Genomic DNA, 15,727 nt, shown 5'->3' with positions numbered 1-15,727 from the left:
ATGCAGCTGCCCGAGATTGCCATCCGCCGCCCGGTGTTCGCCACCGTGCTGTCGCTGCTGATCCTGCTGATCGGCGCGGTCAGCTTCAACCGGCTCGCGGTGCGCGAGTACCCCAAGATCGACGAGCCGGTGGTCACGGTCAGCGTGAACTACAAAGGCGCCTCGGCCGAGGTGATCGAGTCGCAGGTCACCAAGCCGCTGGAAGACTCGATCGCCGGCATCGACGGCGTGGACGTGCTCACGTCCATCAGCCGCGCCGAGCAGAGCCAGATCTCGGTGCGCTTCCGGCTGGAGAAGGACGCCGACGCGGCCGCCGCCGAGGTGCGCGACCGCACCTCGCGCGTGCGCAACAAGCTGCCGCAGGAGATCGACGAGCCGGTGATCGCCAAGGTCGAGGCCGACGCCTTCCCGGTCCTGTGGCTCGCGTTCACCAGCGACACGTTCTCGCCGCTGCAGATCAACGACATGGTCAATCGCATCGTCAAGCCGCGCCTGCAGACGGTGACCGGCGTGGCCGACGTGCGCATCTTCGGCGAGCGCCGCTACGCCATGCGCGTGTGGCTGGACCCGGACAAGCTCGCGGGCTACCGGCTGACCACGCAGGACATCGAGGACGCCGTGCGGCGCAACAACCTCGAGGTGCCGGCCGGGCGCATCGAGTCGCAGCAGCGCGAGTTCAGCGTCACCTCGCAGACCAACCTGGTGCGCCCGGCCCAGTTCGGCGACATCGTGGTCAGGACCGTCAATGGCTTTCCCGTGCGCCTGCGCGACGTCGCCCGGGTCGAGGAAGCCCCGGCGGACGTGCGCAGCGGCATGCGCCTGAACGGCCGGCCCGCCATCGGCACCGGCGTGATCCGCCAGGCGACCGCCAACCCGCTGACGCTGTCGCAGGGCGTGCGGGAGATGATCCCCAAGCTCAAGCAGGACCTCCCGCCGAACATCAACATCGAAGTCGCCAACGACAACTCGCTGTTCATCGACCGCTCGGTGCGCAACGTCTACCACACCATCGGCGAGGCCGTGGTGCTGGTGGCGCTGGTGATCTTCGTGTTCCTGCGCACGGTACGCGCGTCGATCATCCCGATCATCACCATCCCGGTCAGCCTGATCGGCACCTTCGCGATGATGGCGCTGGCCGGCTTCAGCATCAACACGCTGACGCTGCTGGCGCTGGTGCTGGCCATCGGCCTGGTCGTGGACGACGCCATCGTGATGCTGGAGAACATCTTCCGGCACATCGAGGAGGGGCTCGATCCGTTCTCGGCCGCGATCAAGGGCGCGCGCGAGATCGGCTTCGCCGTGATCACCATGACACTGACGCTGGTGGCCGTGTACGCGCCGCTCGCGTTCACGCCCGGGCGCACGGGGCGGCTGTTCGTCGAGTTCGCGCTGGCCCTGGCCGGCGCAGTGCTGGTCTCGGGCTTCGTGGCGCTGACGCTCACGCCCATGATGTGCTCGCAGCTGCTGCGGCACAACCCCAAGCCCAACTGGTTCGACCGCGGGATGGAGCGCGTGCTGACCCGGCTGTCCAATGGCTACGGCCGGCTGCTGCGCTGGGTGCTCACGGCCCGCCGGCCGGGCGCGGCCGGCGTGCTGCTGCAGGCGCGCTGGATCGTCATCGGGGTGATGCTGGCCAGCGCGGCGGCCATCGCCCTGATCTGGCCGACGATGAAGTCCGAGCTGTCGCCGCTGGAGGACCGCGGCACCATCCTGGCCAACATCAACGCCCCGGACGGCGCCACGCTCGACTACACCGACCGCTATGCGAAGGAGCTCGAGAAGCTGGGCCAGCAGTACCCCGAGTTCGACCGCATCTTCGCCAGCCTGGGCAACCCCACGGTGTCGCAGGGCAGCGTGGTGTACCGGGCCATCGACTGGGAAAAGCGCCACAAGACGACGCTGGAGATCGCGCGCGAGATGAGCCCCAAGCTGGCGAACCTGCCGGGGGTCAACGCGTTCGTGATCACGCCGCCCTCGCTCGGCCAGGGCTTTCGCGACCGGCCGCTGAACTTCGTGATCCAGACCTCCGACAGCTACGAGAACCTCTCGCGCGTGGCGCGGCAGGTCGCCGACGAGATCGGGCGCAACCCCGGCATCCAGGGCGTGGACATCGACCTGCGGCTGAACAAGCCGGAGCTGCGCATCGAGGTGAACCGCGACCGGGCCGCCGACCTGGGCGTGGGCGTCGACGTCGTGGCACGCGCGCTGGAGACCACGCTGGGCGGCCGCCAGGTGACGCGCTACAAGCGCGATGCCGAACAGTACGACGTGATCATCCAGAACCGCCCCAGCGGCCGCACCACGCCCGAGGACATCGACGGCATCTACGTGCGCGGCCGCAACGACACCATGATCCCGCTGTCGGCGCTGGTGAAGGTGAGCGAGAGCGTGAGTCCGCGCGAGCTCAATCACTTCGGCCAGCGCCGCTCGGCCACCATCACGGCCAACCTGGCGCCGGACTATTCGCTCGGCCAGGCGCTGGCATTCATGGACCAGACGGCGGCCAAGGTGCTCAAGCCGGGCTACACCACCGACCTGAACGGCACCTCGCGCGAGTTCCGCAACTCGCAGGGCGCGCTGGCCGTCGTGTTCGTGCTGGCGCTGGTGTTCATCTTCCTGGTGCTGTCGGCGCAGTTCGAGAGCTTCGTCGACCCGCTGGTGATCATGCTGTCGGTGCCGCTGTCGATGATCGGCGCGCTGCTGGCGCTGAAATTGTCCGGCGGGTCGCTGAACGTCTATTCGCAGATCGGCCTGATCACGCTGGTGGGCCTGATCACCAAGCACGGCATCCTGATCGTCGAGTTCACCAACCAGCTGCGCGAGCAGGGCCGCGAGCTGGTCGACGCGGTGGTCGAGGCGGCCTCGCTGCGGCTGCGCCCGATCCTGATGACCACCGGCGCGATGGTGCTGGGCGCGGTCCCGCTGGCGCTGGCCACCGGCGCCGGTGCCGAGAGCCGGATCCAGATCGGCTGGGTGATCGTGGGCGGGATGGCGCTGGGCACCTCGCTGACGGTGTTCGTCGTGCCGACCATGTACATGCTGTTCGCGCGCCGCGAGGTGCCGGGCGCCAACAAGGCGAAGGAGCGCGGGGACGCCGCGCCGCACGCCCACGGCGACCTCATCGCCAAGTAACCGATCCGTAGCGGCGGCGCGCCGACCGTCGCGTTCCACGGTAGGGTCGCCGCCGTCCGACAACAGGCCCGCCGCGGCACCGACAAATGGTTCAGGCACGTACCGACCGGATGGCTCTGCCATATCCCCCGACCATCGGGGCCATGAAGATCATCCGCTTTATCCACGTCACGTTCGCACAGGCGTTCTACGGCTGGGCCCTGCGCGAGATCGATCCGATGCACCCGGACCTGCCGAAGCTGGTGATGAAACGCCAGCAGCTGGCCGACGAGGCCCGGCGCATGTTCGCCTGACGAGGCGTCCGCCGGCGCGGCAGGATTGCCGCAGCGGTTCCCGCCCCCGGGCAGGCACCGCGGCCATGGACACCGTCTCGCGCCGGATCTTTCTCCAGGCTGGCCCCGCCGCCGTCATCGTGCTGGCGGTCGTGACTGCCGCGCCGCGGCAAGGCCTCCTGCCGAGGCCGCAACCGGCCGCCCGCGCCGCAGGGCGCCGCACCCCGGCTGGGTACGCAAGCCAGCTCCTGGACCTTCAGTCCGGCCTCCGGCACTTCAGCCCGGCCCCTGGCCTCCAGCCCGCTCCGGGCTTCCGGACTGCGCCGCCGAGTCCGCCTTGATGGGGCGGCGGTCGACCCCTCATCCCGCCGGATGCGTTGCGGGGGCGCCGGCGCCCGGACTCAGCCTTCCTGCGTCGCCTGCGGTTGCAGGGCGCGTTGCGCATCCGCGTGCAGCTCACGGGCGATGCCCACGGCCAGGTGCAGCCGGCGCAGCAGCCAGGGGCTGAGGTCGTCCAGGTACGGGTCGGGCAATTCCAGCATCGGGGGCAGTTCGCCGTCCGCCGCGCGCTGCGTGGCCGGCGGCGTGCCCGCCAAGGCCGCCGCGATGGCCGCGGCGCCTTCCTGCAGCGGCTGGCGCAGCTGCTGCAGCGCCAACCGGTCCCGCCGCTGCAGCAGCATGGTCTTGACGGCGGTCAGCTGCGCGAGCAGCTGGTAGCCGTGGCCCAGCATCCGCTCCAGGTCCTGCAGCCGCGGGCGCACGGCCCGTGGCTCGGCCAGCGCGCGCTGGACCGCCTGCACCAGCGCCGACAGGCTGTCGTAGGCCTCGCGCCGGGCCAGCCGCCAAGCCAGCTCGGCCTCGTTGTCGATGGCGTCCAGCTGCCCGAGGCCGAGCGCCAGCTTCGCGTGCTTGGCCTGCGCGGCCACGGTGCGGGCCACCAGGGCCGCGATCTGCGAGCGCTCCCAGGACGGCAGCACGTAGCTGAACACCCAGGCGAGCAGCACGCCGATGGCGGTGTCGGCCATGCGCTCGGCGACGTCGAAGACCGGCGAGGAGCCCCCGCCCAGCAGGTGCGCCTGCACCAGCGCCAGCACCGTGGCGGCCACGGCGGTGACCAGGTAGCGCCGGATGGCGAACGCATGCGCCACCGCCTGGCCGAGGACGACCACCAGGGTGAGCGTGGTGACCGATGCGCCGGCCGACAGCACCGCCCCGGCCAGCACGCTGCCCAGCAGGGTGCCGGCCACGCGCGCGTTGCGGCGCTCCAGCGTCTGGGCCAGGCTGCCGCGCAGCACGACCACGATGGTCAGCAGGATCCAGTAGGCGTGCGAGCCCCAGGGCAGCACCATCGTCAGCGCCTGGGCGCAGGCGATGGCCAGCGCCGCGCGGATGGCGTGCCGCAGCGGCGGCGCGTCCCAGCGCCACAGGGCCAGGAAGGGGCGCCACGACCACACCGTGGGGCTGACGAACAGCTGCCAGGCGGCGCGGACCACGTCGAGGTCGGGCTCGCGGTCGCGGCGGGCGATCGCCACCACCCGCCCGACCTCTTCGTGCACATGGACCACCCGCCCGGCCAGGGAGCGGGCCAGGAGGTGCGCGGGCGGCTGCAACCGGTCGGCCGGCGGCACGGCCTCGGCGGACGGCATGGGCATGGCGGGCCGCTCGCGGGTGAAGGGCGGCACCTGGCGACCGAGCAGCAGCGCGTCCACCACGCCGTCGAGGTCGTCGGCCAGGCCCTCGAGCTGCAGCGCCAGGCCGCGCAGCAGCGGCTGCTGCTCCGGGGCGGCGGCCAGCGCGTCCAGGTCGAGCGCGCAGGCGACCAGGTGGTCCCGCATGTCCAGCACCTGCATCAGCATGCCGGCCAGGCGCTGCCGCGCCGGCGTGCGGGGCGACTCCAGCAGCAGGTTACGTGCCGTCTGCAGCTGGTCGGCCAGGCCGGCCTGCTGCTTCATCAGCCGGCCGACCAGGCCGGTGTCCTGCGGCCCGGCCAGCTGCGCCGCCTGCGCGCGCATCAGGCTGGTGACGGCGAGCAGCGAGTCGGCCAGGGCCAGCGTGCGGTAGCGCGCATTGAGGACCGCATTGGCCGCCGTGGCCCACACCAGGTACAGGCCCGCGCCCAGGGCGAAGTGCCAGGTCTGCCGCAGCGCGGCGTCGGTGCCCTCCGAGGCCGGCGTGGCCAGCGAGAACACCATCGCGAACATCGCCGAGATCGCGATCGGCAGCCCCCGCTTGCCCCAGGCCGCGCCGAGGAAGGCGACGAAGGTGGCGGCCACCAGCAGCGCCCACAGCGCGAGCGGCTCGTCGCGCACCAGCTGCACGGCCAGGAACAGCGGCGTGCCGATCAGGGCCGCGGGCAGCAGGTGGGTGAACTTGCCCCGCCGCGGCGCGGGCTGGTCGGCCGGCGTGCCGACGATGACGCCGACCGTCGCGGCTGCCGCCGCGGCCGGGCCGAGCAGCAGGTGCACCAGCGCGGAGATGACCAGGAGCCCCGCGCCCGCCGTGACGCCGTTGGTCACGTGCGAGCTGAGGAGCACGCGCAGGACGGGGCGGAGGGAGGCTCTCAATGCGGCAAGGTCAGGCGACGCCCTCGAACATCATCACGTCCACCTCGTCGCCGGGGGCGACGTCGCCCTGCGCGTGGTGCAGCACGATCAGGCCGTTGGCCTGCACCATCGAACTGAGGACGCCCGAGCCCTGATTGCCCGTGATGCGCACCTGCAGCCTGCCGTCGGCGCCGGGGCCGACGATGCCGCGCTGGTACTCGGTGCGGCCGGGCTTCTTGCGCAGCGCCTCGACGCTGCGCGCGCGCAGCAGCGGTGGCGGGGCGGCGTCGCGGCAGCCCATCATGCGGAGCAGCGCGGGACGCACGAAGGCCAGGAAGGTCACCATCACCGCGACCGGATTGCCGGGCAGGCCGAACAGCACCGCGGGGGCCTGCCCCGGGCGCGATCCCGCGATGCGGCCGACGGCCATCGGGCGGCCGGGGCGCATGGCGATCCGCCAGAACGCCACGTCGCCCAGCTGCTTCATCATGGCCTTGGTGAAGTCCGCCTCGCCCACGCTGACGCCGCCGCTGGTGATGATGGCGTCGGCCTGGGCCGCCGCGGCGCGGAACGCCTGTTCGAGCTGCGCGGGTTTGTCGCGCACGACACCCAGGTCCACCACCTCGCAGCCCAGCCGAGCGAGCAGGCCGCGCACGGTGTAGCGGTTGCTGTCGTAGACCGCGCCTTCCCGCGGGGGCTCGCCGAGGCTGAGGATCTCGTCGCCGGTGGAGAAGTACGCGACGCGCAGCCGGCGCACGACCGCCACGTCGGGCAGGCCCAGGCTGGCGAGCAGGCCGCACGCCGCGGGGCCGAGGCGCTCCCCCTGCAGCAGCGCGGGGCGGCCCGCCATCAGGTCCTCGCCCGCCAGCCGGCGGTTGTCGCCGCGGCGCACGACGCCGGCCGGGATTTCGACGCGGCCGTCGGCGCCGGTGCGCGTGAACTCCTGCGGCACCACGGTGTCCAGGCCCGCCGGCATGATGGCGCCGGTCGTGATCTTCACGCACTCGCCCGCGCCCACGCGGCCCTGCCACGCCTTGCCCGCGAGGGCGGTGCCGACGACGGCGAGCGAGAGCGGGGCGCCGGCGAGCTGGCCGCCGTCGAACGCGTAGCCGTCCATCGCGGAGTTGTCGTGCGGCGGCACGCTCAGCGGCGAGACCACGTCGCGCGCGAGCACGCGGCCGAGCAGGTCGCCGGTGGGAACGATTTCGGTGTCCGTGACCGGTTGCACCAGCTGCGCGAGGAAGGCGTTGACCGAGGCGGCGGGCAGCGCCTGCGGGTCGTAGCCCTGCAGCTCGGCAGCGATCTGGTCGAGGGACTTCATCGCTGCTCGAGCCCGCGCAGCTCGGCGAGCGTGTTGGCGTTGAAGAAGGCGCGCGGGTCGTCGCCGGGCGCATCGAACGGCACGGTCACCGCGCGGTGTTGCGCGGTCCAGGCGTCGATCTTGCGGCCGCCCCCCTGCGTGAAGCGCACCAGGCTCTCCAGCAGCTCGCGGCGCAGCAGGCAGAACACGGGCTGGGTGCGCAGCTGGCCGTCCTGCTCGGCCGCGCTGGCCATGGCGATCTCCGCCTGCTGCGCATCGGCCGCCAGCGCCAGGCGCGCCACCAGGTCGGACGGGAACAGCGGCGTGTCGCACGGCACGGTGACGAGCCAGGGCGTGTCGCAGCGCTCCAGTCCGGTGAGGAAGCCGGCGAGCGGGCCGGCGAAGTCGGGCAGCCCATCCGGCCAGACGGGGGCGCCGAACGCCTCGTAGGCGGCCAGGTTGCGGTTGGCGTTGACCAGCACGTCGCCCACCTGCGGCTGCAGGCGCAGCAGCGTGTGCAGCGCGAGCGGCACGCCGTTGAAGTTCTGCAGGCCCTTGTCGACGCCGCCCATGCGCGAGCCGCGGCCGCCGGCCAGCACGAGCCCGGTGATGTCGTCGCGCTCGATCACGCCGCCCCCACCCGGTTGCGGCAGGACGGCGCAATGGCCCCCGGAGGCAGCGTGATCCACGAAGTGACGAGCGTCGGGGCCATGCCTTAACCGCCGATGTAGCTCATCTCGACACGGCGGCGGCCGGTCGCGGTGTCGGCAGGCAGCTGGCCGCGCAGTTCGGAGTAGCGGTCGGCGCGGCCCTGCCAGATGTGGCCGATGGCCGAGGCGATGTCGGCGTCGCTGGCGCCGCCGCGCAGCAGCGTGCGCAGGTCGTGGCCGTTGCTGGCGAACAGGCACAGGTACAGGCGGCCTTCGGTGGAGAGGCGGGCGCGGTTGCAGCTGCCGCAGAACGCGTGCGTGACGCTGCTGATGACGCCGATCTCGCCGGCGCCGTCGTCGTAGGCCCAGCGCTCGGCGGTCTCGCCGGGGGCGGCGGCGTCCAGCGGGTGCAGCGCGAACTCCTGCGCGAGCAGGCGCACCACCTCGGCCGAGGGCATCACCTCGTCCATGCGCCAGCCGTTGGTGGCGCCCACGTCCATGTATTCGATGAAGCGCAGCACGGTGCCGGTGCCGCGGAAATGCCGCGCCATCGGCAGGATCTCGTGCTCGTTGGTGCCGCGCTTGACGACCATGTTGACCTTGACGGGCGCCAGGCCCGCCTCGCGCGCCGCGTCGATGCCGGCGAGCACTTCGGCGACCGGGAAGTCGACGTCGTTCATGCGCCGGAACACCGCGTCGTCCAGCCCGTCCAGGCTGACCGTCACGCGGTGCAGCCCGGCTTCCTTCAGCGCACGGGCCTTGCGGTCCAGCAGCGAGCCGTTGGTGGTGAGCGCCAGTTCGACCGGCTCGCCGTCGGCGGTGCGCAGCTGGGCGAGCTGCCCGACCAGCACCTCGATGTTCTTGCGCAGCAGCGGCTCGCCGCCGGTGAGGCGGATCTTGCGCACGCCGTGCGCCACGAACTGCCGGGCCAGCCGGGTGATCTCCTCGAAGGTGAGCAGGTCGGCATGCGGCAGGTACGGATAGTCCTTGGTGAAGACTTCCTTGGGCATGCAGTAGCTGCAGCGGAAGTTGCAGCGGTCGGTGACGCTGATGCGCAGGTCGCGCATCGGCCGGCCGAGCGCGTCCGCGAGCTGCCCGGTGGCCGCCACGGGCGCCAGGGGCACGGGCGCCGCCAGCGGCACCAGCCGCTGGTCGACGAGGGGGATCACACGTTCAGCCACGGGTGGATTTTGCCTGCGCCGGCATGGCCCTGCCGGACGCGGTTCATGCCGCGCCGCGGCGCCTGCGCATGTCGTCCGACATCGCGGCCACCGCCGCCGCATCCAGGCGGCCGGACGCCCAGGGGAACGCGACCTGTTCCTCGGCCACCACGTGGTCGGCGTAGCGGGCGGCAAAGCCGGTGAGGGCGGCTTCCTGGGCGGGGTCCGGGTGCCCGAGGCGGCCCTCCACCACCTCGGCCAGCACCGCCCGGGCGGCGGCCCAGCCCGATTCCATGGCGCGGTGGTCGGTGCGCAGCCGCTGCGCCAGCGCCGCCAGCGCCGGATCGCCGCTGGCTTCCAGCGCGGGCAGCACGTGCCGCTCCTCGTCCAGGTGGTGCTGGGGCGCGGCCATGTCGAAGTAGCGCATCACGTCGCGCGCCGCCTGCCGCGCCTGCTCGTCGCCGCCGTGGGTGCGCAGGTGCGCCTGCAGGCGCCGCAGCAGGTCGAGCGTGCGCGCGATCCGCTCGTGGCAGGCCGCGAGCATCTCAAACGGCTGCTCGAAGCCGGCGGCGGGGGAGGGCGTGAGTTCGCCCAGGCGGCTGGCGGCCATGGGCGTCAGACGCAGCGCGCGCCGTCGACCTCGATGCACACGCCCGAGATGAACGCGGCCTCGTCGCTGGCGAGGTACAGCGCGGCGTTGGCGACGTCGAGCGCGGTGGAGAAGCGCCCGAGCGGGATGGTCGCCAGGAACTTGGCGCGCCGGGCCTCGTCGACCGGTCCGCCCGCGAACTCGGCCGACAGGCCGGTGTCCGGGTTGAACACCGGGTTGATGCAGTTGACGCGGATGTTGTCGGGGCCGAACTCGGCGGCCAGCGACTTGCTGGTGGTGATCACCGCGCCCTTGGAGCCGTTGTACCAGGTCAGCCCGGGCCGCGGACGCACGCCGGCGGTCGAGGCGATGTTGATGAAGCTGCCGCCCTTGTTGGCGCGGAACACCGGCACCGCATGGATGGTGGCGAGGTAGATGCTCTTGACGTTGATCGCATAGACGCGGTCGAACTCGGCTTCGCTCACTTCGAGCGCGGGACGGTTGCGGTGCGTCCAGCCGGCGTTGTTCACCATCACGTCCAGCTTGCCGTGGCGCTGCACCGCCGCCTGCACCAGCGCCTTCATGTCGTCGGATTTGGTCACGTCGGCGGCGAAGAACGACGCGCGGCCGCCGGCGGCCCGGATGGCGGCCACGACCTTCTCGCCCAGCGCAGCGTCGATGTCGTTGACGATCACCTGCGCGCCTTCTTGCGCCAGGCGCTTGGCGATGCCTTCGCCGATGCCCTGGCCGGCGCCGGTGACGATGATGGACTTGTCCTGGACCCGCATGCTTTGCTCCTTGTTGCTGGCCGGTCAGCCGTGGCGGATCGCCACGGTCTTGAGCGTGGTGAACCCGTACAGCGCCTCGAAGCCCTTCTCGCGGCCGTAGCCGGAGGACTTCACGCCGCCGAACGGCAGCTCGACGCCGCCGCCGGCGCCGTAGTTGTTGATGAACACCTGGCCGCTGCGCACGCGCCTGGCCATGCGCAGCTGGCGGCCGCCGTCGCGCGTCCAGATGCCCGCGACCAGGCCGAACTGCGTGGCGTTGGCCAGCGCCACCGCCTCGTCCTCGTCCTGGAACGGCATGGCGGCCAGCACCGGCCCGAACACCTCTTCCTGCGCCAGCCGGTGGGTCACCGGCACGTCGCGCAGCAGCGTGGGCGCCTGGTAGAAGCCGGTGTCGGGCGCCTCGTCGACGATCTGGCCCTGCGCCACCATCGGGATCCCGGCATGCTGCGCATCGGACAGGAAGTCCCACACGCGCTGCTGCTGGCTGGCGCGGATCAGCGGCCCGACGTCCAGGTCCATCGCCGCCGGCCCGACGCGCAGGCTGGCGAACAGCTGGCCGAGCCGATCGAGCAGCGGCTCGTACAGGGGCCGCTGCACCAGCAGCCGCGAGCCGGCCGAGCAGGTCTGGCCCGCGTTCTGCACGATGGCGTTGATGACGGTGGGCAGCACCGCCTCGACGTCGGCGTCGTCGAACACGATTTGCGGGCTCTTGCCCCCCAGTTCGAGCGTGACGGGGCAGTGCCGCTCCGCCGCCGCCTGCTGGATCAGCGTTCCCACGAGCGGGCTGCCGGTGAAGCTGATGTGGTCGATGCCGGGGTGGCGCGCCAGCGCGTCGCCCACCTCGTGGCCGAAGCCGGTGACGATGTTGATGGCGCCGGCGGGAAAGCCGCACTCGGCCGCCAGCTGCGCCACGCGCAGCAGCGACAGGCACGCGTCCTCCGACGGCTTGACCACGCACGTGTTGCCCGCGGCGAGCGCGCCGCCCACGCTGCGGCCGAAGATCTGCATCGGGTAGTTCCACGGGATGACGTGCCCCGTGACGCCGTGCGGCTCGCGCCAGGTGAGTACGCTGTAGCCGTCCTGGTAGGGCAGGGTCTCGCCGTGCAGCTTGTCGCAGGCGCCGGCATAGAACTCGAAGTAGCGCACCAGCGCAAGCGCGTCGGCGCGCGCCTGCCGGGTGGGCTTGCCGCAATCGCGCTGCTCGATGGCGGCCAGTTCCTCCGCATGCTCGGCGACCTTGTTGGACAGGCGCATGAGCAGGCGGCCGCGCTCGGCGGCGCTCAGCCGGCTCCAGGGGCCGTCGAAGCACTGGCGGGCGGCGCGCACCGCGGCATCGATGTCCTCGGGGCTGCCGCGCTGGAGTTCGTCGAAGGGTTGGCCGTCGGACGGGTCGATGACGGGGATCGTCCGGCCCGAGGCGGTGCGGTGGCCGGCGTTGCCGATGAAGTGCAGTTGCATGCGGCCATTCTGCGGCAAGCCGCAAGGCGTGGCCGAAAGTACTCGGTGCGGCCGCCGGCGGTCAGGCCCCGACCGGCGTGAACTGGTGCGAGTGCTCCGCGAGCCAGGCGCGCGAGGCGGAGCTGTCCTGCTGGGAGGGGTGGAAATCCGGGCGCTTGTACGCCTTCCACGGGCGGTAGGTCTGGCGCACGAGGCCGCGCGGACCGAACAGGTAGGACGCCGCGCTCTTCCAGGTGCGCCAGCGCCAGAGCGTGCCGTCCTGGCGCAGGTTGCTCAGCGTCTGCCGGATCGTGTCCATGAGGAAGATCGTGGTGACGCGGCGGAACCAGGTCAGGCGCCAGGCCTGGCTGCCGCCCAGCGCCGCGTACAGGTCGAACGCCGTGCACTTGTGTTCCGACTCCTCGGCGCTGTGCCAGAGCCACAGAGTGGCCAGCCGCGGATCCTGGTCGCCCAGCAGGTCGGGGTTGTGCAGCATCCAGTCGGCCAGGATGGCGGTGAAGTGCTCGTTGGCCGCGGTGATCGCCACCCAATGGCGGATGTCCGCGCCCTCGAGCAGCTTCAGCCGCTTGCGCGCGCGCGGCTCCCAGTGGTTGACCAGGCCGAGCCGGGCGAGGTGCTGGTTGTACAGGGCGTGCAGGCGGCGGTGCGTGGCCTCCTGGCCGACGAATCCCTGGACCTCGGCGCGGAACGTCTCCTGTTGCCCGGCCGGCAGGGCCTGGAAGCCGCCGCGGACGGCGTCGATGAAGAACTGCTCGCCCACGGGAAAACTCATGGACAGCGCGTTGAACAGCGCGGTGCGGAACGCGTCGCCCGCGCACCAGTGGCGGGCGATCGGCGCTTCCATGTCGACAAGGAGGCGGCGGACGACGAGGGCGGTCATGGCGGTGGAACGGCTGGACGGTACGCAGTCGTACCGATCGCCGCATGGTGGCCGCCGCCCGTGGTACTGTCAAGTACCAATCGCTCCGCCCGGACGAACGGCGACAATGACCACCGATGAGCGACCTGGACCTTGCCGTCTCCGAACACCGCGGACGCCTGCTCGAGGGCATGGCCCACGCCGTGGCGGACAAGGGCTACGCCGCGACCACGATCGCCGACATCGTGCGCGAGGCGAGCGTCTCGCGCCGCACCTTCTACGAGCACTTCGCCGGCAAGGCCGAGTGCCTGGTCGCCCTGTACGAGGCGGCGAGCCACAACGCGCTGAAGGTGCTGCGCGCGGCCATCGACCCGGCGCAGCCCTGGGATGCCCAGGTCGAGCAGGCGCTCGCGGCCTACCTCGGCTGCATGGCCTCCAATCCCGTGCTGCTGCGCACGCTGTATGTCGAGATCCTCGGCCTGGGCCCGCAGGGCCTGGCCTCGCGCCGGCGCGTGAACGACGAGATCGCGTCGTTCATGCTGGAGGTGGTGAACGGCTCGCGCTCGCGGCGCGGCCCGCTGTCGCCCCAGATGGCCCTGGCCGTGGTGGGGGGCATCAACGAGCTGGTGCTCGACAGCATCGAGCGCGACCGCGTCGGTCGGCTCGAGGAACTCGTGGCGCCGGCCGCGCAGCTCGTGCGCTCGGTCACCGGCCGGCTGAAATGAACAAGGCCCGCCGAGGCGGGCCTTGCAGCAGTGGGCCGGGGGCCGCTTACTTGGCCGCGGAGGCGGGCATCGCCGGGGCCGGTGCCGGGGCGGTGACCGCGGCGGGCGCCGATTCGGCGCGCACCGGGGCCGCATCGGCGCCGTGGAACTTCACCACCAGCGGCACGATGAGCAGCGCCACGATGTTGATGATCTTGATCAGCGGGTTCACGGCCGGGCCGGCGGTGTCCTTGTACGGGTCGCCCACCGTGTCGCCGGTGACCGCGGCCTTGTGGGCCTCGGAGCCCTTGCCGCCGTAGTTGCCGTCCTCGATGTACTTCTTGGCGTTGTCCCAGGCGCCGCCGCCGGTGCACATGGAGATGGCGACGAACAGGCCGGTGACGATGGTGCCCATGAGCAGGCCGCCCAGCGCCTTCGGGCCGAGCAGCAGGCCGACCAGCACCGGCACCACCACCGGCAGCAGCGACGGGATCATCATTTCCTTGATGGCCGCCCTGGTCAGCATGTCGACCGCGACACCGTACTCGGGCTTGGCCGTGCCTTCCATGATGCCCTTGATGGTGCTGAACTGGCGGCGCACCTCGACCACCACCGAGCCGGCGGCGCGGCCCACGGCCTCCATCGCCATGGCGCCGAACAGGTAGGGGATCAGGCCGCCGATGAACAGGCCCACGATCACCATCGGGTCGGACAGGTCGAAGCTGATCGCGCGGCCGTAGCCTTCGAGCTTGTGCGTGTAGTCGGCGAACAGCACCAGGGCGGCCAGGCCCGCCGAGCCGATGGCGTAGCCCTTGGTCACGGCCTTGGTGGTGTTGCCCACGGCGTCCAGCGGGTCGGTGATGTCGCGCACCGAGGCCGGCAGGTCGCTCATCTCGGCGATGCCGCCGGCGTTGTCGGTGATGGGGCCGTAGGCGTCCAGCGCGACCACGATGCCCGCCATGCTCAGCATCGACGTCGCCGCGACGGCCACGCCGTACAGGCCGGCCAGGGTGTACGAGACGATGATCGCGATGCAGACGAACAGCACCGGCCAGGCGGTCGAGCGCATCGACACACCGAGGCCGGCGATGATGTTGGTGCCGTGGCCGGTGGTGGAGGCCTGGGCGATGTGGCGCACCGGCTTGTACTGCGTGCCGGTGTAGTACTCGGTGATCCAGACCAGCGCGCCGGTGAGCACCAGCCCCACGGCGCAGGCGCCGAACAGGCGCATCTGCGAGCCGGTGGCGGTGATGGCGTTGTCGGGCATCAGCCAGCCGGTGACGAACCAGAAGGCGACCAGCGACAGCACGCCGGCGGTGGCCAGGCCCATGTACAGGGCCGGCATCACGTTCTTCATGCCCGGCTTGGCCTTGACCATGAAGCAGCCGATGATCGACGCGATGATCGACACGGCGCCCAGCGCCAGCGGGTACAGCACGGCCGCCTGGCCGGCGTTGGTGACCAGCAGGGCGCCCAGCACCATGGTGGCGATCAGCGTGACCGCGTAGGTCTCGAACAGGTCGGCCGCCATGCCGGCGCAGTCGCCGACGTTGTCGCCCACGTTGTCGGCGATCACCGCCGGGTTGCGCGGGTCGTCCTCGGGGATGCCGGCCTCGACCTTGCCCACCAGGTCGGCGCCGACGTCGGCGCCCTTGGTGAAGATGCCGCCGCCCAGGCGCGCGAAGATGGAGATCAGCGAGGAGCCGAAGGCAAACCCGATCAGCGGGTTGAGCATCGTGGACAGCTTGGACGCCGGCGTCAGCTGGCCGTTGCCGGCCAGGAACCAGTAGAAGCCCGTCACGCCCAGCAGGCCCAGGCCCACCACCAGCATGCCCGTGATCGCGCCGCCGCGGAAGGCGACGTTCAGCGCCGGGCCGATGCCGTGCGTGGCCGCCTGCGCGGTGCGCACGTTGGCGCGCACGGAGACGTTCATGCCGATGAAGCCGCAGGCGCCCGAGAGCACGGCGCCGATGACGAACCCGACGGCGGTCTGGCCGTCGAGGAACACGCCGATCAGGATGGCCAGCACCACGCCGACGATGGCGATGGTCTTGTATTGCCGTGCCAGGTAGGCCGCCGCGCCGGTCTGGATGGCCGTCGCGATTTCCTGCATGCGGGCATTGCCCGCATCCTGCGACAGGATCCAGCTGCGGGCCCAGAACCCATAGGCCACGGCCGCGAGGCCGCAGACGAGCGCCAGGATCAGCGCCGAGTTGCCAGTCATTTCTTCCATCTCCTAGTCATTGCTCTGCTTGGAGGAGGCGCCACGCGA

12 protein-coding genes are annotated in these 15,727 nt (G+C 71.7%); 3 read left to right on the top strand and 9 right to left on the bottom strand.

Annotation, left to right across the window (positions count from 1 at the left end):
• Positions 1-3,132, top strand: a complete 3,132-nt coding sequence (locus tag AC3ANR_RS13060) for an efflux RND transporter permease subunit (protein ID WP_488288536.1) — start codon at positions 1-3, stop codon at positions 3,130-3,132.
• Between the two features lie 143 nt (positions 3,133-3,275).
• Positions 3,276-3,425: a hypothetical protein gene (locus AC3ANR_RS13055; protein ID WP_488288535.1), complete on the top strand. Its 150-nt coding sequence runs from the start codon at positions 3,276-3,278 to the stop codon at positions 3,423-3,425.
• 380 nt (positions 3,426-3,805) lie between these two features.
• Here the strand turns inward: AC3ANR_RS13055 and AC3ANR_RS13050 are convergent, their stop codons facing one another.
• The 8 genes from AC3ANR_RS13050 to AC3ANR_RS13015 all read right to left on the bottom strand — a co-directional run bounded on the left by AC3ANR_RS13050 (position 3,806) and on the right by AC3ANR_RS13015 (position 12,772).
• Positions 3,806-5,968, bottom strand: a complete 2,163-nt coding sequence (locus AC3ANR_RS13050) for an FUSC family protein (protein WP_488288534.1) — start codon at positions 5,966-5,968, stop codon at positions 3,806-3,808.
• A 10-nt stretch (positions 5,969-5,978) separates the two neighbouring features.
• Entirely contained in the window at positions 5,979-7,268 is a 1,290-nt protein-coding gene (moeA, locus tag AC3ANR_RS13045) for a molybdopterin molybdotransferase MoeA (RefSeq protein WP_488288533.1), read from the bottom strand.
• Positions 7,265-7,876, bottom strand: coding sequence for a molybdenum cofactor guanylyltransferase MobA (gene mobA, locus AC3ANR_RS13040; protein WP_488291810.1), 612 nt, complete (start codon positions 7,874-7,876; stop codon positions 7,265-7,267). Before mobA ends, moeA begins: the two co-directional genes overlap by 4 nt.
• Before the next feature lie 86 nt (positions 7,877-7,962).
• Entirely contained in the window at positions 7,963-9,078 is a 1,116-nt protein-coding gene (gene moaA / locus AC3ANR_RS13035) for a GTP 3',8-cyclase MoaA (RefSeq protein ID WP_488288532.1), read from the bottom strand.
• Positions 9,079-9,121: 43 nt separating this feature from the next.
• Positions 9,122-9,667, bottom strand: a complete 546-nt coding sequence (locus tag AC3ANR_RS13030) for a hemerythrin domain-containing protein (protein ID WP_488288531.1) — start codon at positions 9,665-9,667, stop codon at positions 9,122-9,124.
• A 5-nt stretch (positions 9,668-9,672) separates the two neighbouring features.
• The gene (locus AC3ANR_RS13025; protein ID WP_488288530.1) at positions 9,673-10,434 is read right to left on the bottom strand and encodes an SDR family oxidoreductase; all 762 of its coding nucleotides are present in this window, start codon (positions 10,432-10,434) and stop codon (positions 9,673-9,675) included.
• A gap of 24 nt (positions 10,435-10,458) precedes the next feature.
• Entirely contained in the window at positions 10,459-11,892 is a 1,434-nt protein-coding gene (locus AC3ANR_RS13020; RefSeq protein ID WP_488288529.1) for an aldehyde dehydrogenase family protein, read from the bottom strand.
• A 61-nt stretch (positions 11,893-11,953) separates the two neighbouring features.
• On the bottom strand, positions 11,954-12,772 hold the full coding sequence (locus tag AC3ANR_RS13015) for a metal-dependent hydrolase (protein ID WP_488288528.1): 819 nt from the start codon (positions 12,770-12,772) through the stop codon (positions 11,954-11,956).
• 116 nt (positions 12,773-12,888) lie between these two features.
• Between AC3ANR_RS13015 and AC3ANR_RS13010 the strand changes: the two genes are divergently transcribed.
• Positions 12,889-13,476, top strand: a complete 588-nt coding sequence (locus AC3ANR_RS13010) for a TetR/AcrR family transcriptional regulator (RefSeq protein WP_488288527.1) — start codon at positions 12,889-12,891, stop codon at positions 13,474-13,476.
• Positions 13,477-13,522: 46 nt separating this feature from the next.
• Here AC3ANR_RS13010 and AC3ANR_RS13005 read toward each other — a convergent pair whose 3' ends face one another.
• On the bottom strand, positions 13,523-15,679 hold the full coding sequence (locus tag AC3ANR_RS13005; protein WP_488288526.1) for a sodium-translocating pyrophosphatase: 2,157 nt from the start codon (positions 15,677-15,679) through the stop codon (positions 13,523-13,525).
• Between the last annotated feature and the right edge of the window lie 48 nt (positions 15,680-15,727).

The organism is Ramlibacter sp. JJN2-2R, assembly GCF_057747835.1.
The sequence above is the reverse complement of the archived record's forward strand: the minus strand, read 5'-3'. Positions and strand labels throughout refer to the sequence as shown.